The sequence below is a fragment of the Exiguobacterium sp. RIT452 genome (assembly GCF_003598705.1).
Taxonomy (GTDB): Bacteria; Bacillota; Bacilli; order Exiguobacteriales; family Exiguobacteriaceae; genus Exiguobacterium_A; species Exiguobacterium_A undae.
Map to the genome: position 1 here is coordinate 88,234 of NZ_QXJB01000004.1, position 25,819 is coordinate 114,052.

The window sequence follows — 25,819 nt, forward strand, 5'->3', positions numbered from 1 at the left end:
CAAACGTTTTTTCAGAATTATTCCGCAACGGCTTGCTGAAACAGATTGAGCTGACCAATCCGTTCGGCAGCTTCGACCAATCGTTCGGCGTCGGCAATCAAACTGATCCGGACGTAGCCTTCGCCATATTCACCGAAGAAATGTCCCGGTGTGACGGCGACATGCGCCTCGTCCAGCAAGTGGTCGGTAAAACTTTGTGACGTAAAGCCGGACGGGACCGGCAACCAGACGAAGAAGGAACCACCAGGGATCGGTCCATCCCATCCGATGTCTTGTAATTTGCCGAACAAGGCATCGCGACGGGCTTCATACAGCGCACTCAGCTCACGGACACACGTTTGGTCGCTTGACAGGGCGACGGTCGCTGCGTGCTGGATGGGTGTAAAGGCACTGACGTATAAGTGTTCCTGGTACGTTTCGATACTTGAGATGACGGATGGATTCCCGATTGCAAAGGCGATGCGGAAGCCGGACATGTTGAAGCGTTTGGATAATGAAAAGAGTTCGATTCCGACGTCTTTCGCTCCTTCGGTCTGGAGGAAACTTCGGGTCGGACCATCAAAACTGATACCGCCGTACGCCAAGTCATGGACGACACAAATGTCGTTCGCGTCAGCGAAAGCGACCGACTGTTCAAAGGCTTCCGCCGTCGCCGTCGCGCCGGTCGGATTGCTCGGATAGTTGAGGAACAACATCCGGGCCCGTTCGACATCCGTCGTATCGAGTAACGTGTAGTCAGGTAAAAAAGCATTTTCCGCAAGGAGCGGTAATGTGATCGGGTAAGCACCTGCCAATGCCGCGCCGGAAAGATAGTCGGGGTAACCGGGATCGGGAACAATGACACCTTCACCCGGATTGACGATTGTTTGCGGCAAGGCGACGATGCCGGCTTTACTGCCGAGCAAAATGGCGACCTCAGAAGCAGGATCAATCGTCACACCGAATTCGGACTGATAAAAATCGGCTACAGCCTGTTTGAGAAAATCATGTCCGCGAAACGGAGGATATTGGAGATTGGCGGCGTCATTGATGGCCTCTTTTAGGGCGTCCAAAATATGTACGGGCGTGGTTTGGTCCGGTGTTCCTTGACCAAGCGTGATGACATCGTGGCCGGCTGCTTTGACGGCACCAATCCGCTGAGCGAGTTCAGCAAAGACCGGAGCGGGCAGCCGATCAATCGCAATCGATGGGGCGAAATGTTTCATCTGTGTTCCTCCTTGTTAGGTATTGTCGTCAAGGATAGCGAATTTTCAGTCAAAAGAAAAGGGTTTTTTCATAATTGTTGATAATTGGGAAAAACGGCCGCTCTCTTTCATGTTTTTGATACACTGAACAAGAAGACGATTAGATAACTAAGGAGATGATCGGATGAATCGAACCTGGTGGAAAGAAGCCGTTGTCTATCAAGTGTATTGGCGCAGTTTTAAGGACTCGAACGGAGACGGGATGGGAGATTTACGGGGGGTGATCGAAAAGTTGGATTACATCGCGTCGCTTGGTGTGGATGTCATCTGGTTAAACCCCTGTTATACATCACCCGATGTCGATAACGGATATGATATTTCCGACTATTACACGATCATGGAAAAGGCGGGAACGCTGTCCGATTTGGAGGAATTGATTGCGGCAGCCCATGAGCGGGGCTTAAAACTGATTCTTGATCTCGTCGTCAACCATACGAGTGATCAACACGCTTGGTTCGAGGAATCGCGACGTGGCAAGACGGGCGAAAAGGCGGACTGGTACATTTGGCAGGATGGGGAAAAAGGAACACCTCCGAATAACTGGCGCTCCTATTTCGCACCGAGCCCGTGGACGTGGGATGAGACACGCGAGCAGTATTATTTCCACTCGTTTGCATCGGAGCAACCGGACTTGAACTGGGAACATCCAGCCGTCCGACAAGCCGTCTATACGATGATGCGGTGGTGGGCGGACAAAGGCATCGACGGATTCCGGATGGATGTCATCAATCTGATCAAAAAACGCGCCTCGTTTGCGGATGTTGCCGATCCCTTTGATCTGTCCTATCTCGGCAATCAACCGGGCATCCACTCTTTTTTACAAGAAATGCATGACGAGGTGCTCGCGGGAACCGATTTATTTACGGTCGGAGAAATTCCGTTCGTCGGTCCGGAAGATGGTTTGCTGTACGTCGGGGAAGACCGCAATGAATTACGGACGCTGTTTCACTTTGAAGTGGCGGATGACATGGAGACGATGGACTTACCGCGGTTCAAGCAGATTCAAAAACAGTGGTATGACGCATTGTATCCGCGTGGTGTCGCGTCCCAGTTCCTGAACAACCATGATCATACACGTCAGGTGACACGGTTCGGAAGCGAACGCTACCGGGTCGAAAGTGCGAAATTACTTGGCTTGATGTTACACACGTTACCCGGCATCCCGTATATCTATCAAGGCGAAGAAATCGGCATGACCGGGATCCGGTTTTCTGATCCGGAGGCCTATCAAGACGTCGCCTTCCGGAATCAATACGCGGAACGGGTTGCAGCCGGTGAATCACCGGGGACTGTCCTGTCATCGATGCAGATGCGGGCACGGGACAATTCCCGGACCCCGATGCAATGGAACACAAGCCAACTGGCAGGATTCACGGAATCTGATCACTCCTGGATGACGGTCAATCCGAATTATCTGGAGATTAACGTCGAGGCGGCGGAACAAGATCCCCATTCCGTCCTCGCCTTTTACCGGACACTGATTGCCTTACGGAAAAAACATCCGGTCATGGTGTACGGCGTCTACCGCGATTTGGCGATTCAAGATCCGTACTTGTACGTCTACGAGCGGGAACTGGACGGTGTCACATGGCGAATCGTCTTGAATCTTCATGACGAAGCCGTTACGACGACGCTCGCTTTGCGAGAAGAACAACTGCTTTTGTCCAATCATGAAACCCATGATCCGGAACGGTTGGCACCGTATGAAGCTCGTTTGTACCAGTATTAAACAGAATAACCGGACGAATGAAACACCGCCGTTCCTCTTTGTCGCGATGCGACCAGGAGAAACGGCGGTGTTTTTTCGTATATTCGTTTAGGTATAACCGTTTCGCTTTTTAGCGGATAACAGTTGTTCGAATCGATCGACCGCTTGACGCATATCAAAGCTTGGTGCGACGACAAGCGGACCATGACCAACCGCCAGCACGTCCGGTGTCAACTCCGTCAACTGATGCGCGGACTGGAGTGCCACCTCCTTATCCCACGTAGCGAGGGACGGGAAGGGGAATTGCCATCGTGTGTCGCCGGATACGGCTAGTCCACCTTGTGTTTGAAACGCATCTCCGGCAATCAACGTCCGGCTGCCTTCATGCCAAAGGGAAATCGAGCCCGGTGTATGACCGGGTGACGCAATGACACTTAAACTGCCGATCTGTTGACCGCTTTCGAGTAACCGATCAGGACGGGTCTTGATGTTTTTTGGAATGCCGCCTTTAAGAGGTGTCGTTTCGCCTTCGCGTAACGATTCGTCGCCACTGAGCAGGGCAGCGTCCCGATAACTGATGGATACTTCAGCGAGCGGGAAGGCACTCGCTAAAAAATCAAGGGAACCGACATGATCGGCATGCGCGTGGGTCAAGATGATGGATTGTAACGGTTTATCAAAAGACTTGATGACGGAATAGATGGCTTTGGCATTCAGTGAGATTCCTGTGTCAATCAAGGTAAGGCTGTCTGCTTCTTCAAATAGGTAACAGTTGACCGGGAAAAAGGACGGGGTCGTTTGCAGTTGATGAAGCCGTTCAATCGATGAAATACGCATCCGGGTACACTCCCTCGTCAAAATATTCGCTTCTCTTTCAGTATCGCCTGTTTTAGTACAGGCGTCCACAAAAAAACTCCCTCAAAAGGGAGTCTTAAACATCAATACGTGACTTCGAAAACGGCACCGGCATGTTCGGCGTCGTCGCCGTCCGCGGCCGTCGTAACGAGCAAACGGTCTTCATACAAAATCGGACAAGTCGGATTCGAGACAGGGAACTCGACATGGGCGAGTTTTTCACCTGTTTCAAGATTCCAACGCGTTAAGCACGACCCGGCATAATGGGCGATGAAGACGTGACCGTCCCGATCTTTTGTCATGCCGTCCGGGAAACCATCCTCGTCTTCTAAATCGATGGCAACACGACGGTTCGTCAACGGTTGATCCGCCGCATAATCAAAAGCATAGACCTTTTTCGTCGGCGTATCGATGTGGTAAAGCGTCTTCCCGTCTTCCGACCAAACGAGTCCGTTTGAGTTCGTTAAGTTTTCAAGCAAGACATCGACTGAACCGTCATGACGCAAGCGATACAGCGACGCTGTTTCACCGTCTTCTTCATTGATGCTGCCCGCTACATATTGACCGGACGGATCGAGTTTCCCGTCGTTCATCCGATCCGATTCAGGCAGTGTCAACTGGGTTTCCAGTGAGAGGCGTCCTTCTTTTAAGTCGAACGTCCCGAAGCCGTGTGCCGACGTGACGCGCAGGAAGTCCGGTGCGTCCGTCAAGGCGATCGAAGTGATCGCGCTTGGCAACTGATACGGTTTTAATGCTTCTGTCGTTAAATCATATGAGAAAAGAAGCTGACCCGGAATATCGACGAAATAAAATCGTTTTGTTTTGGCATCGTACACCGGTGATTCACCGGTCTTACAAGAAACATCAATAAAAAGTGACACTGTCATATCATTTCCCCCTACAGATACTGTTACGTGAATTGATTAATGATTAAGCGTGAATGAATTCGAGGTGCAATTGGAATTTCACATCACTGCCGACCAAGACGCCACCGGCTTCAAGCGCGACATTCCATGTCAGGTTATAATCTTCGCGTTTGATTTTACCGTCCACTTCAAAACCGGATCGTGTATTGCCCCAAGGATCAACACCGCTGCCTTCATACTCGACTTTAAACGTTTCCGTCCGCGTGACGTCTTTAATCGTCAGATCACCCGTGACTTCATATTCGTCACCGGAGTGTTTTTTAAACGAGGTCACGCGGTAAGTAATGTTCGGATATTGCTCGACATCAAAAAAGTCGGCAGATTTCAAATGCGTATCGCGGTCATTGCTGCGAGTGTCGATGGTTGCGACTGGAATCGTCACGACAGCGGAGGCATGTTCTAAATCATGCGCTTCCCCGCTGACATCAAACGTAAAATCACGGAATTCGCCTTTTACTTTTGAAATCATCATATGTTTGACTGAGAATGAAATGGAGCTGTGGTCTTGATCGAGCTGATACGTGGTCATGGTCAATTCCTCCTCATATTCAATTCACTTTAGGCATGCCTTTTAATGTTCCTTTTTATCTTGATTGCAAAACATCTAAATGAAGAGAATCAAAAATGCCCTGCTCCGCATTCAGGCGGAGCAGGGCAAGTAAACGATCCAAAGGGACGATCAACGACTTTTGACAAGTAAGTTGACCGCTTCCTTGACCAATTCTTCAGTTTGTCCTTCACCGGACTGTTCCGCTTCCTTGACACACTCGATGAGATTCGAGCTGACGACGACACCGATCGTCCGGTCGATCGCGGAACGCGCAGCGGACAATTGGGTGATGACATCGCGGCAATCCTGCCCTTCTTCCATCATGCGCAAGATACCACGAAGTTGTCCTTCGATGCGGCTGACCCGATTCTTCATTTTCCGATCGTAATCCATTCATTTTCCTCCATTCTAAGATGCAACCCGTCTATTCGATACCTTTATGCTATGCCCATCATGGTATTGCTGTCAATCCAACCGCTTTTTGAGCTATATTTTTTAGTAGAATAGGGAATATGGATGTGGTGGACAAAAAAATGAAAAAAGATAAAAAACTAAAACGATTTCGCGTCAGCTTGCGTATACTATATGATAAGGCTGACTGATCACAAGGAGGAGAAGGATGCATACTCAATCCGATGAATCGCTTTATCATGAGATGCGCAGTGGAGATGAACTGGCTCTGGAAGCACTTTACGAAAAGTACGAAAGGCTTTTGTTCTCATTCGCTCATCGCTTTACGAATAACGATCGTTTATCAGAAGAAGTCATTCAAGAAGTCTGGATGAAGATATGGAACGGACGCGTTGATTTTAATACCGATAAAGGAAAGTTCTCCTCTTGGATATTAACGATTACCCGAAATGCCGCTCTTGACTGTTTAAGACGTGAAAAACGACAACCGACGATCGAAGTCGAGGAACGGGACGGTGGATATGATGAACCCGTCGAACGCACCGTCATCGAACGGGAGACCGCTTCGGAAGTCCGGGATGCCGTCAGCGAATTAAAACCGGATCAACAGGAGTTGATTGAACTGGTTTACTTTAAAGGATTGACCCAGCAACAAATCTCAGATCAATTGAATTTACCGCTCGGAACGGTAAAAACGAGAATCAGGAGTGCCATCCAATCACTCCGGAAAATAATAGACGGGAGGGAACGTTGATGGAAGAACGTTGTCATGACTTAATCGACTACTTCAACGGCACATTATCAGCTAGCGATCGCGACGCGTTCGAAGCACACTTGGCAACTTGTGATGACTGTAAGCAGGCGCTTCAAGAGATGCAAGACTTGATGCTCCCCATCGCGGAATCGCTTCCGGCACGACCGGTACCAACAGGCATGAAATCAAGAATTCTCGGAGAGGTCCTTGGATCTGCCCGTCCGACTGAAGAACCAGTAGAGTCGGCATCGAACGAGCCCGTTCGTCAGGAAACACCACACGTTTCCGAGTTCGAAACCGCTCAAGCCGAGAAAAAGAAAAAGCGTTCCGTCCCACTCGGATGGTTGATGAGTATTGCGGCCGCCTTAATTCTGTCACTTGGTGCCAACGCGTATTTCCTTTCACAGGACGAATCTTCGCCGGAGGAAGAGTTCGCGATGGACGAAGTCAAAGGAATGGGCAACTTTGAGAGTACCGCCTCCATCAAGGGATCAAGCATGATCTTCACGAAAGATGATCAGGAATATATGCTCGTTCAACTAAAAGATTTACCGCCTTTAAAAGAAGGGGAGTTGTATCAGCTCTGGACGATTCAAGGGGACACCCCACGCGCGAACGGAGTCATTGAACAAGATGGGGAAGCTGCTGCGGTCTTCCCGCTGAAAGGAGACGGAACGATTGATGCCGTCGCCATCACCGTCGAACCGGAACCGGATTTAGAGAAACCGACCGGTGAAATCGTCGCTTCTGTCGCTTTATAAAAAATGCTCACACGAGATGCCGGAATTCCGGCATCCTTTTTTTGTCCTTTTTCGAGTTTGTCCGTCCATTTTAGAAAAAGCAGATCGATTCTGATGAAATTTCGGAAGAAGACTGAAGAAATGACGGCAAGTAGACGATACTAATAGGAATGTCAGTCAAAAAGAGAGGCACTTACCATGAATGAATGGATCATCTTAACAAAACACTATGAAGAGACATTGGTCATCCTATCGGTCATCGTTGCCATCGTCGGATCCTATGCTTCTCTTGAATTAAATCGCCGGTTAGCCAAGGCAACCTTTTTGAAAAAACGCGCACTGTTTTTATCGTCATTAACAATGGGATTGTCCATCTGGGGCATGCACTTTGTCGGGATGGGGGCATTTGAGTTGGCAGTCCCGGTCAGCTATGACTGGTTCTTGATGTTTTTGTCGATCGTACCCGCCGTGACGGCCGCCTGGATTGCCTTTCATTTATTATATTATTCAGAGCTCACCTGGAAAAAGGTGATGGTTGCCGGGACCTTCATGGGCGTCGGAATTGCGATGATGCATTATCTCGGGATGGTCGCGATGCAGTTCGGCGGCGATGTCCGGTATGACGCAACGTTGTTCATCTTATCGGTCCTGATTGCGATTACGGTCGCCTATGTGGCACTGCTGTTGCTCTACGTGACACGTCATGTCAAGAAAAAACGGATTTTGATTCCCGTCGCGATTGTGATGGGATTTGGTATTTCAACGATGCATTATGTCGGTATGCTCGGAACGACGTTTTGTATTCCGAGTAATTCAAACGTTGATCTCGCAACAGGTCCGGTGACATCAAATGTTTTGAGTAATGTCGCCGTTCCTGTATTCATCATCATCATTCTGATTGTTGGACTGTATATACATCTCGAGCGTCGGGCCTTGCAGGTAATGGCGTATACCGATCACTTGACGGGTCTTCACAACCGGCGGTGGCTCGATCATCACATGCATAAAGTCGATGCCCAGTACAGCCGGACCAAACAACATATGGCGATGGCCTTACTTGATCTGGATGGTTACAAATGGATCAATGATACGTTTGGTTTTGATCAAGGAGATGCCGTCATTCGACAATTTGCGGATCGGATTAAAGGGTTACTGCAAGAGGATGAAGCGTGTATCCGGTACAACGGAACCCAGTTTTTCCTGATTCAAAACATTGATCCGCATCAGCTCGAGCCAGCATTCACTGACGTGTTGGAAGCGATTCGGCAACCGATTTCGCTGGAAGGACAAGAGATTCATCTGACCGCGACGATGGGCATCATCGTCCCGAATCCGGAAGATACGCTGGAGATGCGGATTGGTCAGATGGAAAGTGCTTTACGCGCCGGGAAAAATGAAGGGCGCGACCGTTTCGTCATTTACGATGAAGCGCTCCACTCCGACCGCCGGGAACAGCAAATCGTCGGTTCGTTACGTCGGGCGATGACGGACTTTAAAGAGTTTAATCTGGTCTATCAACCGAAAATCGCATTAGCGACAGGAAAAGTGGAACAGGCGGAAGTCCTGATTCGTTGGAATCATCCGAAGTTTGGATTCATCTCACCCGCAGAATTCATTCCGCTTGCGGAAAAGTACAGTCTGATTCACCGGTTGACGCAGTGGGTGCTTCAAGAAACCGTCAATCAGATGGAAGTGTGGCGGGAAGAAGACCACTTCATCCGGCAAGTCTCGGTCAACCTGTCGGCGATGCATTTCCGGTCCGAATCACACAACCTGATGATCAAGGAAATTGTCCATCACTCACTGAAAAATGGCGGGGAGCTGCAACTGCAACTCGAAATCACGGAAACGTCCGTCATGGAGAATTTGGAACGGGCCCTCTTGATGCTGGGAGAATTGAAGCAGTTGAGTTTAACGATTGCGCTCGATGATTTCGGGACCGGCTTATCTTCGTTGACGCACTTGAAGCATCTGCCGATCGATATTCTGAAGATTGATAAATCCTTCATTGATGAAGTCCCACATGATGAGCGGGGGACGGCGATCACGGAGATGATCATTCAACTAGCGAAGAGTCTCGGGATTGAGGTCGTTGCGGAAGGTGTCGAGACGCTCGAACAACATGAATTCCTCAAACGTCTGGGGTGTGATTATGGACAAGGGTATTATTACAGCCGCCCGGTTCAGGTCAAGGATTTGGACCAGCAGACGATCGAACGAACGGTTCTGAATGTCGGCTGAAACTGTCAAAAAAGAAATCCGTTTTACTGTTTTATACGTATACTAGATAAGCACGCGGGTACAATGCGTGTGATCATGGGGGACGCAACAGCTTCATGAACAGATTCCGGGCAGGGATTTGTTCGACTCGTGCAAGATGCAGACAGAATCGCAGTACATTTACGATACGACTCGCTCTGTAATCAACCCAGCTCCTGTCTGTCCATCTAACTACAAAGGCAGCTTCCGCAAAGGAAGCTGCCTTTTTTGATTCATCGGTTAGCCGTCAGCTGACAGCCGGTTTGATCCGTGACAAGAACATTCGTATTGAAATATTGACCGTCACTTTTTAGAATCAGTGATTTCTTCTCGGCGTTGTAGTCGAGGGTCATCTCTTGATCGAGAAAGTGACTCGACCAACGTTTGACGAGAACGGGACCAACGTTTGAGTCGATCGTCATATCTTCGTCTGTTGCGGCAGGGACAAACCGGATGCTGAAGATACCGGAATTCCCGCAACCACAACCTTCTGTATCGTAATAGAGATGCAATTGACCTGTCGTATCGCCGCGTAATTGGTCGATGCGACCAAGAGCAGCTTCTGTAAATGTGATATGCATGACATTCACTCCTTTGATACTAGTATACGCCGAACGGAACGGAAAATAACGTTACTTGCTCACGTGTACCTGGCGACGCATCCGGACAAGCAAGAAGACATATCCGGCGAGTAAAACGACGACGCTGCCCAAGACGACCGTATCGACCAATCCGTTATCTGACTGGAAGTTTATTGCGATATAGGCCCAGACGAAGACGAGCGGATAGATTGGATCGCGGTTCGCGAACATGAACAATAAGGCGACGACGACACCGACACCCAGCATGATCATCGTCCAACCGGCATCCCCGATGCCAAGCAAGGAGTTGATGTTTTCTGTATCGAGTGTCAGGAAGATGTTGGCGATGGTTGCGACCGACACCCAACCGAGGTAGAGCGAAAATGGAAGCTTAAAGCGTAATGCTTTTGTCTCGCGATCGATTTTCGAATAGATGACGATCAACGAAAGCAACAGACCAACGATGACGACGACAGACAACGGGAACAGTTTGAATGAGAACGTGACGATCCAGGCAGCGTTAAACAGACAGCTGATTAAGAACCATGGACCAATTTTCTTCGCAATCTCATGTTCCTTGAACTTTGGAATCGTCTGTAAAATCAACCAAACGAGTAAAATTGCATAAATCAATCCCCAAATCGAGAACGCATAACCTGCGGGTTTGAAGAGTGTCGAAATCGTATCCGAGATACGACCTGTTTTTCCACCGTCTAACGCATTGATGGCAATCGTGAAGACAAAACCAAGCCAGTTGAGCCAAATCCATTTGTTTTTCAAAACAAAAACCTCCTTTAATCTCTAAAGGAGGTTTACCCGGATTCCGGAATTTCTAGACATCAGCGTCGGCTCGTCGGATTGAGGAAGGACATGCCGATTGCCGGATTACCGGTATGGGAACCGAGGACAGGCGTCAGATTATCGATTCGGACCGTGACGTCAAACCGTTGCTCAAGCGCCGTCTTCCACTCGAGTGCCAAGTCGTACGCAGTCGCATGAAACAACGAGACATCGGTCACGGTGCCGCTTTCGAGCATCTCGACGAGGTGATCAAAAATCATGCCATGTGCTTTTTTGAACGTCCGGACCGTCTGATAAGGTACGATTTTTCCGTCTTCAAAGTGGAACAGGGGACGGAGTTGGAGCAGGTTACCGACAAACGCCTTTGTCGAAGAAATCCGTCCGCCGGCCTGCAGTTGATCCAAATTGGCGACAGTAAATTCAATATGATGATCGAGTCGACGGTTCAGAATGTATTGTTCGATGTCTTCGACGGCAGCACCTGTTGCTGCCATTTCGATCGCTTCCGCCAACAGTTGACCTGCCGGATAAATCCCGCAACGGGAATCGATGGCAATCAACCGAAAACCGGCAATCTCTGCTCCTTGGACCGAAGCATTGTACGTACCGCTCAGTTCACTGGATAGATGAACGGCAAAGCCGATATCGTACTGTTCTTTTAAGCGTTCATAGTGTTCGGTGAACGTTCCGATCGATGGTTGGCTTGTCGTCACCTTATGCTTGGCACCAATCCATTCATAAACGGTTTCTGCTTGCACGTCGACGCCGTCGACAAAACTCTCGCCATCCTTCATGACGAGAAGCGGGACGACGGTCAGGTCGTCACGGCCGGCGATTGAGTCCGGTAAAATGGTTGTACTGTCTGTAATCCATGCAATTTTCATGCTGTCTCCTCCTTGTTTTAGTACCTGATATTAATTGTAGGTGTAAGCGTTATCGCTGTCAAATGAACCTCGGAAAATTTAAAACATTTTAGTTGATTAATTGACTGAATACGCTATAATCGGTACGTGATTAGTAAACTTAAAGTCGTCTTATACTAAACTGACGAATCGAAAGGAGGGCGCGGATTGCGTACGATCGGCAATAAAATCAAGAATCTGCGTCTTCAAAAAGGACTGACACAAGAAGAACTGGGTGAAAGAACGGATTTGAGCAAAGGATACATCTCGCAGATCGAACGTGAAATCAGTTCACCGTCGATTGAGACCTTGTTCAGCCTGCTCGAAGTACTCGGTATCTCCGCAAAAGATTTTTTCGATGAGGATACATTAAATCAAAAAGTCGTTTATGCACAAAATGATGTCACGAGTTATGAAGATATAGAACAAGGGTATCATGTGACGTGGTTGATTCCGGAATCAAACGAGAAAGACATGGAACCGGTGTTACTTCAGTTGGCGCCAGGAGGCGCGTTCAAGACATACGAACCGTCAGGAGCCGAGACGTTTGTCTACGTGTTAGAAGGACGTGTGACACTTCAGCTGGGACGACAATCCTATATTGCAGCCCAAGGCGAGACATTATACTATAAGGCTTCTGAAATTCATCAATTACGAAACGAGTCGGATACAAAGACAAAGGTACTCGTCACGGCAACGGACTCGTATCTATAAGGAGGAACAGAACTTGGCAGACAACACAATCATTCAATTTACAGACGTGACAAAACGGTTTGACGATCAGACCGTCCTCGATCGGGTCAGTTTTGAGATCGAACGCGGGAAATTCTATACCTTGCTTGGCCCATCGGGTTGCGGAAAGACCACCGTCTTACGCCTGATTGCCGGATTCACGGAAGCGACGGAAGGCGATATTCTGTTTAACGGGAAACGAATCAATGATGTTCCTGCCAATAAACGACAGGTCAATACGGTTTTTCAGGATTATGCCTTGTTCCCGCATTTAAATGTTTTTGAAAACATCGCATTTGGTCTGCGGATTAAGAAGATGAAGGAAGCAGAAATCAAGACACGTGTGCTTGATGCGTTGAAGTTCGTCAACTTGTCCGGATATGAGTCGCGGGAAATCACGGAGATGTCGGGTGGACAACGTCAACGGGTAGCGATTGCCCGGGCCATCGTCAATGAGCCGGAAGTCATCTTGCTGGATGAACCGTTATCGGCCCTCGATTTAAAACTCCGGACCGAGATGCAATATGAACTACGGGATTTACAACGTCGTCTCGGCATCACATTCATCTTCGTCACGCACGACCAAGAGGAAGCACTGGCGATGTCGGATGAAATCTTTGTCCTGAACCACGGTCTGATTCAACAGTCGGGAACACCGACGGATATTTACGATGAACCGATCAACCGCTTCGTCGCGGACTTCATCGGCGAATCGAACATCATCCCGGGCCGGATGCTGTCGGATTACCGCGTATCGTTCGCGGAAAACGAATTTGATTGTGTTGACCGGGGGCTTGAGTTGAATGAACCGGTTGAAATCGTCATCCGTCCGGAAGATTTAGAGATTACGGGTGTTGCGCAAGGGAAGTTACGTGTCACGGTCGATTCCCAGTTATTCCGCGGCGTTCATTATGAGATTGCCTGCATGGACGAGGTCGGAAACGAGTGGCTCGTTCACAGTACGAAAAAAGCGACCGTCGGTGAACAAATCGGTCTGACGTTTGATCCGGAAGCGATCCACGTCATGCGTCTGAATGAGACGGAAGAGGAATTTGATAAACGTCTGGAATCCTACGACGGGGTGCTCTGATGCAAAAAACACGCAACTGGTACCTCATCCCGTATAGTTTTTGGATTGCGCTGTTCGTCATCGCGCCGATCGTCCTTGTCGTCTATTATTCGTTTTTGGATCTTGAAGGGAACTTTTCGCTCATTAACTATCAAAAGTTCTTCAGCTCAACCTATTTGACGATGACGTTGAGTTCATTTTGGTATGCGTTTTTAATCACGGTATTTTCACTCGCTATCGGTTATCCGACGGCGTATCTGCTGACGAAAACGAAACATAAGCAACTCTGGTTACTGTTGATCATCTTACCGACATGGATCAACTTATTGCTTAAAGCGTATGCCTTCATCGGTCTGTTCAGTACGTACGGACTGGCGAACCAGACGCTTGAAGCGATCGGCATCGGTCGGCAACAGATTTTGTTCACGGATTTCAGCTTTGTGTTCGTTTCCGTCTATATCTTCATTCCGTTCATGATCCTGCCGATTTTTAATGCGCTTGAAAAACTCAATCCATCGCTTGTCTTCGCGGCACGTGATCTCGGGGCTTCAAATTTCATGACGTTCCGCCGGATTGTCTTCCCGTTGACGCTTGACGGCGTCAAATCAGGCTGTCAGCTCGTCTTCATTCCGGCGCTGTCGCTGTTCATGATTACACGTCTGATTGCCGGGAACCGTGTCATCACGCTGGGGACAGCGATTGAGCAACAATTCCTCGTCACGCAGAACTGGGGCATGGGTGCGACGATCGCCGTCTTCTTGATCATCGCAATGGCCATCATTCTTGCTTTGACGAGTACAAAACGGAAGAAAGGGGCGACAACGTGATGAAACGACTGAAACTAGCGAATCTCTATTTAATCGGTGTCTTCATCATCTTGTACGCACCGATTCTTTACTTGGCATTTTACTCGTTCAACAGTGCCGATAACATGACGAATTTCGAGTCCTTCACTTGGGACTGGTACAAGGAAGTTTTCCAGGATTCACGGCTCTTGATTATCGTCTTGAACACCTTGGTCATTGCCCTCTTATCGGCAGCGATCTCCACGATCATCGGTGTGTTTGGGGCGATCGGAATTCAGGCGGTCCGACGCAAGCGGATTGAGACGTCGCTGTTGACGCTCAACAGCATCTTAATCGTCAGTCCGGACGTCATCATCGGGGCATCGTTCTTGATTTTCTTTACGATGCTTGGGATTAAACTCGGGTTTACGTCGGTATTGTTATCGCATATTGCGTTTTCCGTCCCGATCGTCGTCATTTTGGTTCTCCCGAAACTGCAGGAGATGAGTCCGACGCTCGTCGATGCGGCGCGTGATTTGGGCGCAAGCCGACTCGATGTCTTGACGAAGGTCATCCTGCCGTACATCACACCGGGAATCTTTGCCGGATTCTTTACGGCGCTGACGTATTCGCTTGATGATTTTGCCGTGACGTTTTTTGTGACGGGGAACGGATTTACGACCTTGTCCGTTGAAATCTATTCGCTTGCCCGACAAGGAATTTCAATGAAAATCAATGCCTTATCGACAGTGATTTTCCTGTTCACGTTCCTGCTTGTCATCGGCTACTACTTCTTAAACCAACGTGCTGCGATGAAGCTGTCCCGACCGGAGGTGAAATAACCGATGAAAAAACTTATTCAATTGTTCGTCGCGATTTTTCTAATATCGGGGATCATTCTATTTGCTTTGAACCGGTTAAACGCGACACAAGGGTATTCGGGTGAAAATGTCTTGAACATCTATAACTGGGGCGATTATATCGATCCTGAACTGATTGACCAGTTTGAAAAAGAGTCGGGCATCAAAGTCGTTTATCAAACGTTTGATTCGAACGAAGCGATGCTGACGAAAGTCGAACAGGGCGGGACAACGTATGATATTGCGGTTCCTTCCGATTATGCGATCGCGAAGATGATCGATGAAGAGTTGGTCCTGCCGATTGATCAGACGAAAATCCCGAATCTCAAAAACATCGATGAACGTTTCTTGGATTTATCGTTTGATCCGGGCAATCGCTACTCGATCCCTTACTTTTGGGGAACGGTAGGTATCGTCTATAACGAGAAATTGATTGACGGGAAACAACCAACGAGTTGGAAAGATCTTTGGGATCCGGCTTTAAAAAATCAAATTCTTCTGGCTGACGGAGCACGCGAAGTGATGGGGATGAGCTTAAACAGCCTCGGTCATTCGTTGAACGAAACGGACGAAACGAAGCTGCAGGCGGCAAAAGCCAACTTGATGGAGTTGACGCCAAACATCAAAGCGATTGTCGGTGATGAAATCAAATTGTTGCTTGCAAACGAAGAAGCCGGAATCGGAGTTGTCTGGTCGGGTGATGCCAATGAAATCATGAGTGAAAATGAAAATTTAAACTATGTGATTCCGAAAGAAGGTTCCAATGTCTGGTTCGATAATATCGTCATTCCGAAAACAGCGAAAAATGTGGACGGGGCGCACCAGTTCATCGACTTCATGCTCGAGCCGGAGAATGCGGCGAAGAATGCCGATTATGTCGGCTATTCGACACCGAACGCAGCGGCTCTGAAATTACTGGATAAAGAAGTGCGGGAAGATGAACGTTTTTATCCGAACAAAGAAGTCACGGATACACTAGAAGTATATGAAAATCTCGGTAAAGAAATGTTGGCTCATTATAACGAGCTATTTTTAGAGTTTAAAATGCATAAGAAATAACAAGGAAAAGTTGTCGCCTTTTAAGGTGACAACTTTTTTTAAAATATTTTTTAAAAAAATGTATTGAAAGTGAATAGTATTTTAAAAATGGGGGAATTAGATATTTATCAAGCAATTCAAGGGGGAGTACATCATGAAACAAATTTTTGGTCTTATCTTAACTGCCGCACTTACCGTGAGCCTTGTCTCAGGTCCTTCATATAACGAATCTGCAGAAGCTGCCAAACCGACGGACGTCGATTGGTTGAAACAAATCAAAACAAGTGCGACACAAGCAAAATCGACCGACAACAAAGTGAAACTCGAACAGACGACTTTAGCTCAGGTACATAACGCGTATAAAGGGGAAAGAAACTCGACGTGGTGCCAAAGCGGGAAAGGCTTAGTCACACCAAACAAAGCCGTTCATTATTGTTCAACATTCGGCGTGCCGGATCGGAAAGCGAAAGTTTCGGCAATCGTCTACAACCCGAAAGCAGTTGATCGAACAGTCTCTGTCAAAGAAGTTCAAAAAGCCTATTCAACGGCCAAGCTCGATAAAACGTTTAATGTCATGACGGTTTCGACGAAACAGGTCAACATTTATCTAAATTTAAATTCTGACCGTACACAAGTCATGTCAATTCTAGTAAAATATAACTAACGAACAAAGGATGACCTTTTAGGCCATCCTTTTTATTTAATCTTTTTATAGATTGGGACGAGTTGTTCGTAGGTATTTCGAATCATCTGGACTAAGTCATCATGTGACATCGCACTGACTTGATCTGCCGAGACATGGCGACCGACTAAAAACTCTGCCTTTTTTACATCTCGGAAGCGGACGAGACCTTGCTCGAGCGTCGTCTCATCAATCGGCTGCGCGTCTTTTTTCATATGGTCATAGGAAATGACGAAGTCAGACGGGAGCGCATGCAGGAGCTGCTGCTGTTCCAACAATTTGGTCGCGTACTGTGATTTGTTCGGAAGCTCGTAAATATAGGCTAACCAGATGAATAAGTGGTCATCGAACAGACCGACTTGAAAATGAGGATGTTTTTTATACCCTCTTTTGTTAGGAGAAAAGGCCATCCACGTATCATTGGGTGGATTTACTTTTCGACGTGCATGCTGTGCGATATGCACATACATATCTTCTGCAAGATGAACGGTTAAATCAGGAGAAACGTCTTGCCCGATCTGTCTGAAGACGGGCTGTATCCGTTCCCGAATCGCCTCCATCCGTTGTTCCAGTCCATCGATTTGAAACGCATTAAATGCTTCTTTTGTAAATTGATTAGTCACTGAATGATCACCTCTATTATCAGTGTAACAAATTAGCGCGTTCAGAATAGACTTCCATGCTCAGGTAAGGAATAATAAAATTGTGTTTTCCATTTATATACAAAAATGTTTTAGGAAGGGGAAGTCAACGTGCGTCGCTTTCAACAATATCTCCTTCGAAGCTGGATTGTCTTTTTTCTTGTGGTCATTGGGATAGACCTACTGGCGAAAACAAGAGATTACAGTCCGAGTATCGATTTTTTTACATTCATGCTGGTTGTGGTCTTGGCTACGATTTTTGTCATTGATCCGGTTCGCAGAAGACATATGAGTTTTACCTTTCATTTTGGATTCGTTCTTTTTACTTTTTTAACATATGGTTTATTATCAGCCGTCTGTGTCGGTCAATTAACGATGTTGATTTATCAATTACGGACTGTTCACACGGCAATCGGACGGAGACGTATGCTACATAATTATCCGTTTAACGTCACGCTCGAATTACTATTGATCCTGCCGGCTGGGCTTGCCTACAATGCGTTAGGCGGCACACACGGGCAAGACTTCACCTTGATTCAGAATGTTGGACCACTGCTCGTCATGGTCGTGATTTTATGGTGCGTCTTATTGTTCCAATACAAACTATCGAATTTTTTACTCGGTGAAAATATCCCGAACAGTGTCATGTTACCGTTATTACGTTTTGAAGCTGTCGTCATCGCGGCAGAGTTACTGTTTGGTGTTTTCAGTACATTAATGGTGCAAAACAACGGAAACAGTGGTCTGGTCATGACCGCCTTTGCGCTCTTCATCATCAAACGTTCGCTTGGTAGTTCTGTTCATGCCAGTGATCGAATCGAACACTGGGAACAAATTGAACGTTTAAAAGAAGCAGCCTGGAAAGACGGCGACGCTCAGTTCATCATCGAGCGGTATCTCCGGCAATTAAATCATTTTGTTCGTCCTGATATCGCCTGGATCAAGTTTGACTTCAGTGATGGTCATTCCGTGTACTATTCGTTGAAGGATGGGCGGAAATTAAAAGCCGATCATGTCCGGGGGATTGTCATCGAAGAAATCATCGAAGAAAAAGAAGAAGTGCTGTTATATGGCATGCAGCAAGAATGGGATATCCGTCTCTATGATTGTGTTCCGGAAGAAACCCAGTCCATTTTATTCATTCAGCCGGAAGCAACGGAAAAAATCAACTGCTCCTTATTCTTGGCATCCGAGGCGAGCGGTGAATTCACAAAAGATTTTGGCTATGAACTGTACCGGGCGTTACGTGTGCTGTCTTGGGCCGTCGAACGGGCGCAGGAGCGGGAACGCCTCTTGACGGACAGCCGGACCGATGCGATGACCAAATTGCCGAACTACCGTGCCTTACAGGAGTGGGGCGATCGACGGATCAGACAACGGGACCTCTACCCGTTCTCGGCCTTAATGATTGATTTGGATCACTTCAAGCAAATCAATGATACGTACGGACATGAGGTAGGGGACGTCGTGTTGTTCGAAGTCGCCAAACTCTTGATGCAGGCCACACGCATCACGGATCTTGTCGCCCGGTATGGCGGTGAAGAGTTTGTCGTGTTATTGCCGAATACCGATCTTGACTCCGCACAAATCGTCGCCGAACGGATTCGTGAGACGCTCCATGCCAATCCGATTCAAATCGAGGAACATACATTAAACATCACAGCCAGCATCGGAATCGATACATTAAACGAGCTCGGTGATTTAGCGAGCCTGATCCGGAATGCGGACCGCGCGATGTACATTGGTGCGAAGTTCCAAGGACGAGATCGTGTCGCATCGTATCAGGAATGGAAAGAACGTGTCGTTTGATGAAGAGACTCAAGAACCGCTGAATGATCAGCGGTTCTTTTTTGTCGTTGAGAGGAGAAGGCAGTCGAAAGACGACGAAAATAAAACACGCCTCGTTCTGATGAAAGAACGAGGCGTGTTCGTCGAATCGTTAAAATAAAGAATAAAAGCAAGATTATTGAGCCTGTTGTTTACTGATCCGGATTTCACTTTCGATGGCATGAATTGCAGCCGACCATGAACCATAGCGGTGCAGCAACGCTTTGGTCGATGGTTTGTTGTTGCGTTTTGCCCATTCGCGGTATGCTTCGAACGAGAGGGAGAAACCGACTTCTTCGATCGCTTGGCGAAGTGAAGCGGCAAGTTCTGCTTTTGAATACGTCACACTGGCTTCTAATCCGGCTGCCGTACAGGCATCATGCCATGATCCGAACATCTTCACGATATGATAATGACTCGGGGCATGATGAACCGATTTTCGCCAGATCTGATACTTCTTTAATGTGATCGTCGAACCGACATCTTGAGCGTAACGATGAAACGATTTTAAGATTTCATCTTTCGTATATTTTGGAGCACGCTCGAGTTCTTCCGGTTGCTGATCGATATGCCATTCGTATCCGGCTGCGGATAAGGCTTCCGGCCAAGAACCGAACTGACGGATGATGGTCTCAGGCTGTGGCCAACCATGTTCGATGGCGTAGCGACGGTAAATCGTCCGGCGGGGACGGTCTTGAATCAGCTCGCCCAATGCCTGGATGGCTTGGATCATTTCCAATTGTTCCTCCGTCCATGCTTGCTGACTCGTAAGTACACGTTGTTTCAAGGGTGAGTCCTCCTTCCTAGTCAATCGTAATAGTTGAGGCAAAAGTCCTCTGTATAGAATATATCGGCGCTTTTCCATTAATTATGAATAATTACCGTGAAATATTGTAAATAAAGTGAAAATCATTCTTCAGCTAAGTATAAATGGAAGTAATTCAAATGAAAACAGAATGTTATCAATTTTTAATGAATGATATAAAAACAGTTCATTTGACTCATATGGAAAAAAAGACCAGACACGCATATGGCGGTCTGGTCTGAAGTCCTGCTTATTTTCCTTCGATGTATGTCCATTTGAACGAAGTATCCGCACCCACTTTGTGGTTAACGATTCCCTTGACGTAAGGCTTACGTAAGAGTGAAGCACCGCGTTGGTACATAACTGAGATCGCTTGATCGTCTTCAAGTAAGATTTTCTCAGCGTCTTTAAGTGACTGCCAACGTTTCTCGGCATCCGTGTCCTTCATTGCCGATTTGATGAGTGAATCATACTGGTCGCTTGAGTAGCCACCGCGGTTGTACGGTCCACCTGTCATCCACATATCGAGGAATGTCATTGGATCTTGGTAGTCAGGTCCCCAACCAGCGAATGAAAGTTCGAACTCACCTTTTGATTCAAGCTCCAGCTTGTTTTTAAACGGCTGTTGTTTGATTGTAACTTCAAGACCTGGAAGGTTTTTCTCCCACTCGCCTTTGAGGTACTCAGAGATTTTCTTCGAGTTGTCGTCATCATACGAGAGAAGTTCAAGTTTGACCGTCTTCTTGCCGACGTCTTTCAGACCTTTCTCGAACGAAGCTTTTGCAGATGAAGCGTCGAATGAGCCGAATCCTTCGTTGCCGTCACGGAAGTCTTTTCCGTCCGGACCTTTTGCGAATTCTTTAGGCACATAGTAGTAGGCAGGGATTGATCCGTTGTTCAAAAGAACTGCTGCCATCTGCTCTTTGTCGTAACCAGAATCGATTGCTTTCCGGATGTCTTTGTTTTTGAGCAGTTCATTTTTGAAGTTCATTTGGATGTAGTACATCGAAGCATCAAGACGTGTGTCGAACTCATCACTGTCTTTATACTGATCAACGAACTCACTTGTCAGACCGACTGTGTCGATGTCACCTTTTTCATAGAGGTTGACGGAAGTCGAAACTTCCTTGACGACTTTGTAGTTCACTTCTTCAAGTTTAACCGTGTCGGCATCCCAGTACTGATCGTTTTTCTTGTAGCTCCAGCCGACTTCTGTTTTCCAGTCCGTGAGTTGGAACGGTCCGTTGTAGAGGAAGTTTTCCGGGTTTGTCGCAAAGTCTTTTCCTTTTTCTTCGACGAATTCTTGTTTGAGCGGCATGAACGAACCGAAGCCCGTCAACGCTTTGAAGTATTCAGCCGGTTGTGTCAGCTTAACTTCAAGTGTTTTGTCGTCCACTGCTTTGACGCCGACATCAGCTGGTTTTCCTTTTCCAGTGTTGTACGCTTCTGCACCGTCGATGATATACATGATGTACGCATATTGCGATCCGCTTTTTGGATCAAGGACGCGTTTCCAGGCATACTCGAAGTCTTTCGCCGTGACGTCACTGCCGTCCGACCACTTTGAATCACGTAATTTGAATGTGTATGTAAGACCATCTTCAGAGACGTCTACACTTTCAGCGACACCAGGTGTTGCTTCTTGTTTCTCATCAAGGCGGAACAGACCTTCTTGAACGTTATTGAGGACTGTGAATGAAACGGAGTCCGTTGCAACAGTTGGGCTGAGTGCCGGGATATCTGAACCGCTTGTCAGGTTAAGGACTTGTTTGTCTGATGCTTTTTTCGTATCCGTAGAACCTGATGTCTCTTTTGAGTCGTCCGTAGAACTACAAGCAGCAAGGCTTGATCCAGCGATTGTCAGGGCACCAACGAGTGCAAGTGTCTTTTTCTTCTTCATAATAATAAGTTCCCTCCCAAGAATGAATATATATGATTGAAATATGAGTACCGATTAGAATAGCAATCCGGTGTCCTATAAAAAATAAGAGGGGTCATCGCCTTTTATTTGTTGAAGGAAAGCACCGGATCAACTTGTTACCAATAATAAATACAATATTCAGAAAAATCAATAGCTTATTTTCAGATTATTTCAAAATCATTAAAATTTCATGTGTTATCAACGTTTTTTTGTAAAAATAATTTTTGGGGGAGGATAATATTGGGAAGGAAATAGGAATTGAAAATGAAAACACGCGAATTACGTCGCGTGTTTTCGGGTCGATCAATCGAGTTGGTCAAGAAAGGAAAGTGCTTCTGCGACATGGTCTTTGACTTTTACAGAACGCCACTCCTGAATTAGTTCACCTGATTCGTTAATTAAAAACGTCGAGCGAACAATTCCATAATATTCCTTTCCGTAATTCTTTTTAAGTTGCCAGACGCCATACTGTTCACAGACGGCATGCTCGACATCGGACAATAACTCGAATGGAAGTTCGTATTTCGAAATAAAGTTCTGGTGCCGTTTTTGACTGTCAGCCGAAATACCAAGGATGACGGTATTTTTCGCAGCGAAAGCTTCCGTTGCGTCACGGAAATCACAGGCCTCTGTCGTACAGCCCGGTGTGGAATCTTTGGGGTAGAAGTAGAGGATGACTTTTTTGCCGCGGTAATCACTTAACGAAATCAAGTCTCCTTGTGCATTAGGCAGTGTGAAATCGAGTTTGTTCATGAATAGTCCTCCTCAGCCGAGTTCCATGTTTAACTGGTCGGCGTATTTTTCAAGCTTCTTTTGCAGGCTTTCTTTTAAAGGGTCAAGAGCAATCAAGTATTTTTCGAAATCCGTGCCGGCTTTTGCCGTCTTCAGCAACAAGGCTTGTTCATCACGGTACCAGTCGGCGTAATCTTCATAATAGTCGACCAGTGTCTCCGGATTTCCTTCATTGCCGAGGGCTTGACCGTAAATCATCAGGATGTTGCTGTTCATCTCAAGCGCCATATAGTCTGTCTGGGCATTGACGCGTGTGAAGACTTCGTCTTGTTGATCTTCCTTCGTATTCCCGACGGCTTCCGCGGCTTTCGCGTTGACCCCATACTCGTCGGCATTAAAGGAATCGAACATCGAGGCGAGTGTCGTAAAGACTGCAGGCTCAAATGTCGTCGGGACGATGACGACCTTCCATTCATCCTCCTGCTTCAAAAACAGCTTGGACGCCCGGTTCGGGAGGGGGGAACCGTCTTCATCGTTAAACTCGTGAATGACGTAAGCCACATTCCCTTCTTGAAAGCTTTTGACGACCTTACCCGGTTTGATTTTTAAGTTTTTAGCACCAAGCATGGCAGGGCGGAGTAATTGTTCCTCTCCGGTATATTCGATCCGGGCAAGGGCTTTGGCGTCAGCCGTACCGGACTGCCCGACGGTTTGTTGGTACGTCTTGTAGACAGCGAGAACGTCTTGATCCGCTTGTTTGGTTTGTTTCGTTTCCGTTGACTTCGGGGATTCAGTATCAGTAGACGGAGCAGAATCGTTTCCACATCCGACGAGGATGATACTCGTTGACGCTAATATCGTCAGCAATCGTTTCATTTTTGGTTCCTCCTAATGAAAAACATCAATACTTTGTGTCTTCACCATACAGGAAATTCGCTTTTTTGAGTAGGGAATAGGTACACTAAACTAAAGGAGAGTGGGTTCAAGATGAAAATTCATGTAACAGACGAAGCATTACAATACTTCAAAGAAGAGATGGAAGCAAAAGAAGGCGACACGATCCGATTTTTCGCCAAATACGGCGGATCAACTGATCTGACACAAGGGTTCTCAGTCGGAGTCCACATGGAGGCCGTTGACCGGGCGGCAGTCGAAGAAACCGTAGACGGAATTCATTTCGTCGTTTCCGACCAAGATGACTGGCTGTTCCAGGGACAAGACGTGCAAGTATCCGTCAAAAACGAAGAAATCGTCTTTTCACAGGCGAAGCAATAAGCAGGACATGAAGGGGGCCAAATCGGTCTTCTTCATTTTTTTGGCTAGAATAATTGTAAGCGGCGACATGCTTCTGTACAATGGAGAATGTAAGCGATTAAAAGCAAGTATAAAGGGGGAATAGAGATGATTCCGTACAAACACGAACCATTCACGGACTTCTCACAGGAAGCAAACAAGAAAGCGTTCGAAGAGGCGTTAACTCTTGTATCGAAAGAGCTTGGCAAAGATTATCCACTCGTCATCGGGGGAGAACGCGTGACGACAGAGGACAAAATCGTTTCTGTCAATCCGGCAAACAAAGAAGAAATCGTCGGACGCGTTTCGAAAGCGACACAAGCGCATGCTGAAGATGCGATGCAAGCGGCAGTCAAAGCATTTGAGACGTGGAAATTCGTTAATCCGAGTGTTCGTGCGGACGTCTTATTCAAAGCGGCGAACATCATCCGGAAACGGAAACATGAATTCTCAGCTTATCTCGTCAAAGAAGCGGGCAAACCATGGAACGAAGCGGATGCGGATACAGCAGAAGCGATCGATTTCCTCGAGTACTATGCGCGTCAGATGCTTGTCTTAAAAGAAGGTAAAAAAGTCGAGAGCCGTCCGGGTGAATACAACCGGTACGACTACATTCCACTTGGTGTCGGTGTCATCATCTCGCCATGGAACTTCCCACTTGCGATCATGGCAGGGACAGCGGTTGCTGCGATCGTGGCAGGAAACCCGATTCTCTTGAAACCAGCATCGACGACACCGGTCGTCGCTGCAAAATTCGTTGAAGTCATGGAACAGGCAGGTCTTCCGGCGGGCGTCTTGAACTTCATTCCAGGACCAGGCGCAGAAGTCGGTGACTACCTCGTCGATCACCCGAAAACACGTTTCATCAGCTTCACGGGCTCACGTGATGTCGGACTCCGCATCAACGAACGTGCTTCGAAATTGAATGACGGTCAAATCTGGCTTAAACGTGTCATCGCTGAAATGGGCGGAAAAGACACGATGGTCATCGATGAGTCAGCCGATCTCGACTACGCAGCAGATATGATCACAAAAGCCGCATTTGGTTTCTCTGGTCAAAAATGTTCAGCGTGTTCACGTGTCGTTGCGCTCGATTCAGTCTACGACGAGTTGCTCGCGAAAGTCGTCGAGAACACGAACAAACTCAGTATCGGGAACCCGGTTGATGTGACGAACAACGTCGGTCCGGTCATCGATGCAGCTGCTTTCAAAAAAATCACGTCATACTTCGACGTCGCGAAACAAGAAGGCCGGATCGCAGCGGGTGGTACGGCTGACGATTCAACAGGATACTTCGTCTCGCCGACAATCGTCGCGGATGTAAAGCCGACGGATCGTCTGATGCAGGAAGAAATCTTCGGACCGGTCGTGGCGTTCACGAAAGCAAAAGACTTCAAAGAAGCGATCGATATCGCGAACAACACGGAATACGGTTTGACAGGTGCTGTCATCACGCAAGACCGGACGAATCAAGAGTACGCACGTGCGAATTTCCACGTCGGTAACTTGTACTTCAACCGTGGTTGCACAGGTGCAATCGTTGGATACCAACCGTTTGGCGGCTTCAACATGTCAGGAACGGATTCAAAAGCAGGCGGTCCGGATTACTTGACGTTACACCTTCAAGCAAAAACTACTTCTGAAATGTTCTAAAATGATGTTTAATAGATGAAACGGGTATGCGACCTGCATACCCGTTTTCT

Annotated in this window: 26 protein-coding genes; 13 read left to right on the forward strand and 13 right to left on the reverse strand. The window is 47.4% G+C overall.

Features of this window, described 5'->3' with window-relative positions:
- Nucleotides 1–17 precede the first annotated feature (17 nt).
- Nucleotides 18–1,205: an aminotransferase class I/II-fold pyridoxal phosphate-dependent enzyme gene (locus D3D03_RS10795; RefSeq protein WP_119923574.1), complete on the reverse strand. Its 1,188-nt coding sequence runs from the start codon at nucleotides 1,203–1,205 to the stop codon at nucleotides 18–20.
- Nucleotides 1,206–1,368: 163 nt separating this feature from the next.
- Between D3D03_RS10795 and D3D03_RS10800 the strand changes: the two genes are divergently transcribed.
- Nucleotides 1,369–2,973 (forward strand): alpha-glucosidase, encoded by a 1,605-nt coding sequence (locus D3D03_RS10800; RefSeq protein ID WP_119923575.1) that lies wholly within the window; start codon nucleotides 1,369–1,371, stop codon nucleotides 2,971–2,973.
- An 87-nt stretch (nucleotides 2,974–3,060) separates the two neighbouring features.
- Here D3D03_RS10800 and D3D03_RS10805 read toward each other — a convergent pair whose 3' ends face one another.
- From D3D03_RS10805 to D3D03_RS10820, 4 genes are all read right to left on the reverse strand, one after another.
- Nucleotides 3,061–3,789 (reverse strand): MBL fold metallo-hydrolase, encoded by a 729-nt coding sequence (locus D3D03_RS10805; protein WP_026832047.1) that lies wholly within the window; start codon nucleotides 3,787–3,789, stop codon nucleotides 3,061–3,063.
- Nucleotides 3,790–3,890: 101 nt separating this feature from the next.
- Entirely contained in the window at nucleotides 3,891–4,694 is an 804-nt protein-coding gene (locus tag D3D03_RS10810; RefSeq protein ID WP_026832048.1) for an SMP-30/gluconolactonase/LRE family protein, read from the reverse strand.
- A 43-nt stretch (nucleotides 4,695–4,737) separates the two neighbouring features.
- Entirely contained in the window at nucleotides 4,738–5,262 is a 525-nt protein-coding gene (locus tag D3D03_RS10815; protein WP_026832049.1) for a YceI family protein, read from the reverse strand.
- A 150-nt stretch (nucleotides 5,263–5,412) separates the two neighbouring features.
- Entirely contained in the window at nucleotides 5,413–5,676 is a 264-nt protein-coding gene (locus D3D03_RS10820; protein ID WP_012371399.1) for a metal-sensitive transcriptional regulator, read from the reverse strand.
- Between the two features lie 226 nt (nucleotides 5,677–5,902).
- Here D3D03_RS10820 and D3D03_RS10825 point away from each other — a divergent pair, with 226 nt between their 5' ends.
- From D3D03_RS10825 to D3D03_RS10835, 3 genes are all read left to right on the forward strand, one after another.
- Nucleotides 5,903–6,448, forward strand: coding sequence for an RNA polymerase sigma factor (locus D3D03_RS10825; protein WP_119923576.1), 546 nt, complete (start codon nucleotides 5,903–5,905; stop codon nucleotides 6,446–6,448).
- Nucleotides 6,448–7,209, forward strand: coding sequence for an anti-sigma factor (locus D3D03_RS10830; RefSeq protein WP_119923577.1), 762 nt, complete (start codon nucleotides 6,448–6,450; stop codon nucleotides 7,207–7,209). Before D3D03_RS10825 ends, D3D03_RS10830 begins: the two co-directional genes overlap by 1 nt.
- A gap of 177 nt (nucleotides 7,210–7,386) precedes the next feature.
- On the forward strand, nucleotides 7,387–9,429 hold the full coding sequence (locus tag D3D03_RS10835; protein WP_119923578.1) for a putative bifunctional diguanylate cyclase/phosphodiesterase: 2,043 nt from the start codon (nucleotides 7,387–7,389) through the stop codon (nucleotides 9,427–9,429).
- Nucleotides 9,430–9,680: 251 nt separating this feature from the next.
- Here the strand turns inward: D3D03_RS10835 and D3D03_RS10840 are convergent, their stop codons facing one another.
- From D3D03_RS10840 to D3D03_RS10850, 3 genes are read right to left on the reverse strand one after another with little or no spacing between them, the layout of a single operon-like run.
- A complete protein-coding gene (locus D3D03_RS10840) occupies nucleotides 9,681–10,028 on the reverse strand; it encodes an iron-sulfur cluster biosynthesis family protein (protein WP_026832053.1) in 348 nt (115 codons plus the stop codon).
- A 51-nt stretch (nucleotides 10,029–10,079) separates the two neighbouring features.
- Nucleotides 10,080–10,808, reverse strand: coding sequence for a TspO/MBR family protein (locus D3D03_RS10845; RefSeq protein ID WP_026832054.1), 729 nt, complete (start codon nucleotides 10,806–10,808; stop codon nucleotides 10,080–10,082).
- A 59-nt stretch (nucleotides 10,809–10,867) separates the two neighbouring features.
- The gene (locus D3D03_RS10850; protein ID WP_119923579.1) at nucleotides 10,868–11,713 is read right to left on the reverse strand and encodes a DegV family protein; all 846 of its coding nucleotides are present in this window, start codon (nucleotides 11,711–11,713) and stop codon (nucleotides 10,868–10,870) included.
- Nucleotides 11,714–11,899: 186 nt separating this feature from the next.
- On the opposite strand from D3D03_RS10850, the gene D3D03_RS10855 reads away from it, so the two are divergent.
- From D3D03_RS10855 to D3D03_RS10880, 6 genes are all read left to right on the forward strand, one after another.
- Nucleotides 11,900–12,445: a helix-turn-helix domain-containing protein gene (locus D3D03_RS10855; protein WP_026832056.1), complete on the forward strand. Its 546-nt coding sequence runs from the start codon at nucleotides 11,900–11,902 to the stop codon at nucleotides 12,443–12,445.
- A 13-nt stretch (nucleotides 12,446–12,458) separates the two neighbouring features.
- Entirely contained in the window at nucleotides 12,459–13,553 is a 1,095-nt protein-coding gene (locus D3D03_RS10860; protein WP_026832057.1) for an ABC transporter ATP-binding protein, read from the forward strand.
- A complete protein-coding gene (locus D3D03_RS10865) occupies nucleotides 13,553–14,359 on the forward strand; it encodes an ABC transporter permease (RefSeq protein WP_028105700.1) in 807 nt (268 codons plus the stop codon). Before D3D03_RS10860 ends, D3D03_RS10865 begins: the two co-directional genes overlap by 1 nt.
- The gene (locus D3D03_RS10870) at nucleotides 14,359–15,159 is read left to right on the forward strand and encodes an ABC transporter permease (RefSeq protein ID WP_251135606.1); all 801 of its coding nucleotides are present in this window, start codon (nucleotides 14,359–14,361) and stop codon (nucleotides 15,157–15,159) included. The genes D3D03_RS10865 and D3D03_RS10870 overlap by 1 nt, the downstream gene beginning before the upstream one ends.
- A 3-nt stretch (nucleotides 15,160–15,162) precedes the next feature.
- Nucleotides 15,163–16,236, forward strand: a complete 1,074-nt coding sequence (locus D3D03_RS10875; RefSeq protein WP_028105702.1) for an ABC transporter substrate-binding protein — start codon at nucleotides 15,163–15,165, stop codon at nucleotides 16,234–16,236.
- Between the two features lie 133 nt (nucleotides 16,237–16,369).
- The gene (locus D3D03_RS10880) at nucleotides 16,370–16,879 is read left to right on the forward strand and encodes a hypothetical protein (RefSeq protein ID WP_026832061.1); all 510 of its coding nucleotides are present in this window, start codon (nucleotides 16,370–16,372) and stop codon (nucleotides 16,877–16,879) included.
- Nucleotides 16,880–16,911: 32 nt separating this feature from the next.
- Here D3D03_RS10880 and D3D03_RS10885 read toward each other — a convergent pair whose 3' ends face one another.
- Complete coding sequence (locus tag D3D03_RS10885) at nucleotides 16,912–17,520, reverse strand: YktB family protein (protein ID WP_026832062.1); 609 nt, start codon at nucleotides 17,518–17,520, stop codon at nucleotides 16,912–16,914.
- A 129-nt stretch (nucleotides 17,521–17,649) separates the two neighbouring features.
- Between D3D03_RS10885 and D3D03_RS10890 the strand changes: the two genes are divergently transcribed.
- Nucleotides 17,650–19,347: a GGDEF domain-containing protein gene (locus D3D03_RS10890; protein ID WP_119923580.1), complete on the forward strand. Its 1,698-nt coding sequence runs from the start codon at nucleotides 17,650–17,652 to the stop codon at nucleotides 19,345–19,347.
- Nucleotides 19,348–19,501: 154 nt separating this feature from the next.
- Here the strand turns inward: D3D03_RS10890 and D3D03_RS10895 are convergent, their stop codons facing one another.
- From D3D03_RS10895 to D3D03_RS10910, 4 genes are all read right to left on the reverse strand, one after another.
- A complete protein-coding gene (locus D3D03_RS10895; RefSeq protein ID WP_028105704.1) occupies nucleotides 19,502–20,152 on the reverse strand; it encodes a homing endonuclease associated repeat-containing protein in 651 nt (216 codons plus the stop codon).
- Nucleotides 20,153–20,420: 268 nt separating this feature from the next.
- Nucleotides 20,421–22,070 (reverse strand): peptide ABC transporter substrate-binding protein, encoded by a 1,650-nt coding sequence (locus tag D3D03_RS10900; protein ID WP_119923581.1) that lies wholly within the window; start codon nucleotides 22,068–22,070, stop codon nucleotides 20,421–20,423.
- Between the two features lie 324 nt (nucleotides 22,071–22,394).
- Nucleotides 22,395–22,844 (reverse strand): thioredoxin-dependent thiol peroxidase, encoded by a 450-nt coding sequence (gene bcp / locus D3D03_RS10905; RefSeq protein ID WP_119923582.1) that lies wholly within the window; start codon nucleotides 22,842–22,844, stop codon nucleotides 22,395–22,397.
- 12 nt (nucleotides 22,845–22,856) lie between these two features.
- Nucleotides 22,857–23,699 carry a hypothetical protein gene (locus tag D3D03_RS10910; RefSeq protein WP_119923583.1) on the reverse strand — a complete coding sequence of 281 codons (843 nt, stop codon included), beginning with the start codon at nucleotides 23,697–23,699 and terminating at the stop codon, nucleotides 22,857–22,859.
- A gap of 111 nt (nucleotides 23,700–23,810) precedes the next feature.
- Here D3D03_RS10910 and D3D03_RS10915 point away from each other — a divergent pair, with 111 nt between their 5' ends.
- Together D3D03_RS10915 and pruA are read left to right on the forward strand one after the other, a co-directional pair.
- A complete protein-coding gene (locus D3D03_RS10915) occupies nucleotides 23,811–24,098 on the forward strand; it encodes a HesB/YadR/YfhF family protein (RefSeq protein ID WP_026832068.1) in 288 nt (95 codons plus the stop codon).
- 126 nt (nucleotides 24,099–24,224) lie between these two features.
- Nucleotides 24,225–25,769 carry an L-glutamate gamma-semialdehyde dehydrogenase gene (gene pruA, locus D3D03_RS10920; RefSeq protein WP_028105707.1) on the forward strand — a complete coding sequence of 515 codons (1,545 nt, stop codon included), beginning with the start codon at nucleotides 24,225–24,227 and terminating at the stop codon, nucleotides 25,767–25,769.
- Nucleotides 25,770–25,819: the final 50 nt, after the last annotated feature.

Bases quoted from the DNA above. Each gene is read 5' to 3' on its own strand.
- D3D03_RS10795 (WP_119923574.1), bottom strand. From the start codon at position 1,205: ATGAAACATTTCGCCCCATCGATTGCGATTGATCGGCTGCCCGCTCCG.
- D3D03_RS10800 (WP_119923575.1), top strand. From the start codon at position 1,369: ATGAATCGAACCTGGTGGAAAGAAGCCGTTGTCTATCAAGTGTATTGG.
- D3D03_RS10805 (WP_026832047.1), bottom strand. From the start codon at position 3,789: ATGCGTATTTCATCGATTGAACGGCTTCATCAACTGCAAACGACCCCG.
- D3D03_RS10810 (WP_026832048.1), bottom strand. From the start codon at position 4,694: ATGACAGTGTCACTTTTTATTGATGTTTCTTGTAAGACCGGTGAATCA.
- D3D03_RS10815 (WP_026832049.1), bottom strand. From the start codon at position 5,262: ATGACCACGTATCAGCTCGATCAAGACCACAGCTCCATTTCATTCTCA.
- D3D03_RS10820 (WP_012371399.1), bottom strand. From the start codon at position 5,676: ATGGATTACGATCGGAAAATGAAGAATCGGGTCAGCCGCATCGAAGGA.
- D3D03_RS10825 (WP_119923576.1), top strand. From the start codon at position 5,903: ATGCATACTCAATCCGATGAATCGCTTTATCATGAGATGCGCAGTGGA.
- D3D03_RS10830 (WP_119923577.1), top strand. From the start codon at position 6,448: ATGGAAGAACGTTGTCATGACTTAATCGACTACTTCAACGGCACATTA.
- D3D03_RS10835 (WP_119923578.1), top strand. From the start codon at position 7,387: ATGAATGAATGGATCATCTTAACAAAACACTATGAAGAGACATTGGTC.
- D3D03_RS10840 (WP_026832053.1), bottom strand. From the start codon at position 10,028: ATGCATATCACATTTACAGAAGCTGCTCTTGGTCGCATCGACCAATTA.
- D3D03_RS10850 (WP_119923579.1), bottom strand. From the start codon at position 11,713: ATGAAAATTGCATGGATTACAGACAGTACAACCATTTTACCGGACTCA.
- D3D03_RS10865 (WP_028105700.1), top strand. From the start codon at position 13,553: ATGCAAAAAACACGCAACTGGTACCTCATCCCGTATAGTTTTTGGATT.
- D3D03_RS10870 (WP_251135606.1), top strand. From the start codon at position 14,359: ATGAAACGACTGAAACTAGCGAATCTCTATTTAATCGGTGTCTTCATC.
- D3D03_RS10875 (WP_028105702.1), top strand. From the start codon at position 15,163: ATGAAAAAACTTATTCAATTGTTCGTCGCGATTTTTCTAATATCGGGG.
- D3D03_RS10880 (WP_026832061.1), top strand. From the start codon at position 16,370: ATGAAACAAATTTTTGGTCTTATCTTAACTGCCGCACTTACCGTGAGC.
- D3D03_RS10900 (WP_119923581.1), bottom strand. From the start codon at position 22,070: ATGAAGAAGAAAAAGACACTTGCACTCGTTGGTGCCCTGACAATCGCT.
- bcp (WP_119923582.1), bottom strand. From the start codon at position 22,844: ATGAACAAACTCGATTTCACACTGCCTAATGCACAAGGAGACTTGATT.
- D3D03_RS10910 (WP_119923583.1), bottom strand. From the start codon at position 23,699: ATGAAACGATTGCTGACGATATTAGCGTCAACGAGTATCATCCTCGTC.
- D3D03_RS10915 (WP_026832068.1), top strand. From the start codon at position 23,811: ATGAAAATTCATGTAACAGACGAAGCATTACAATACTTCAAAGAAGAG.
- pruA (WP_028105707.1), top strand. From the start codon at position 24,225: ATGATTCCGTACAAACACGAACCATTCACGGACTTCTCACAGGAAGCA.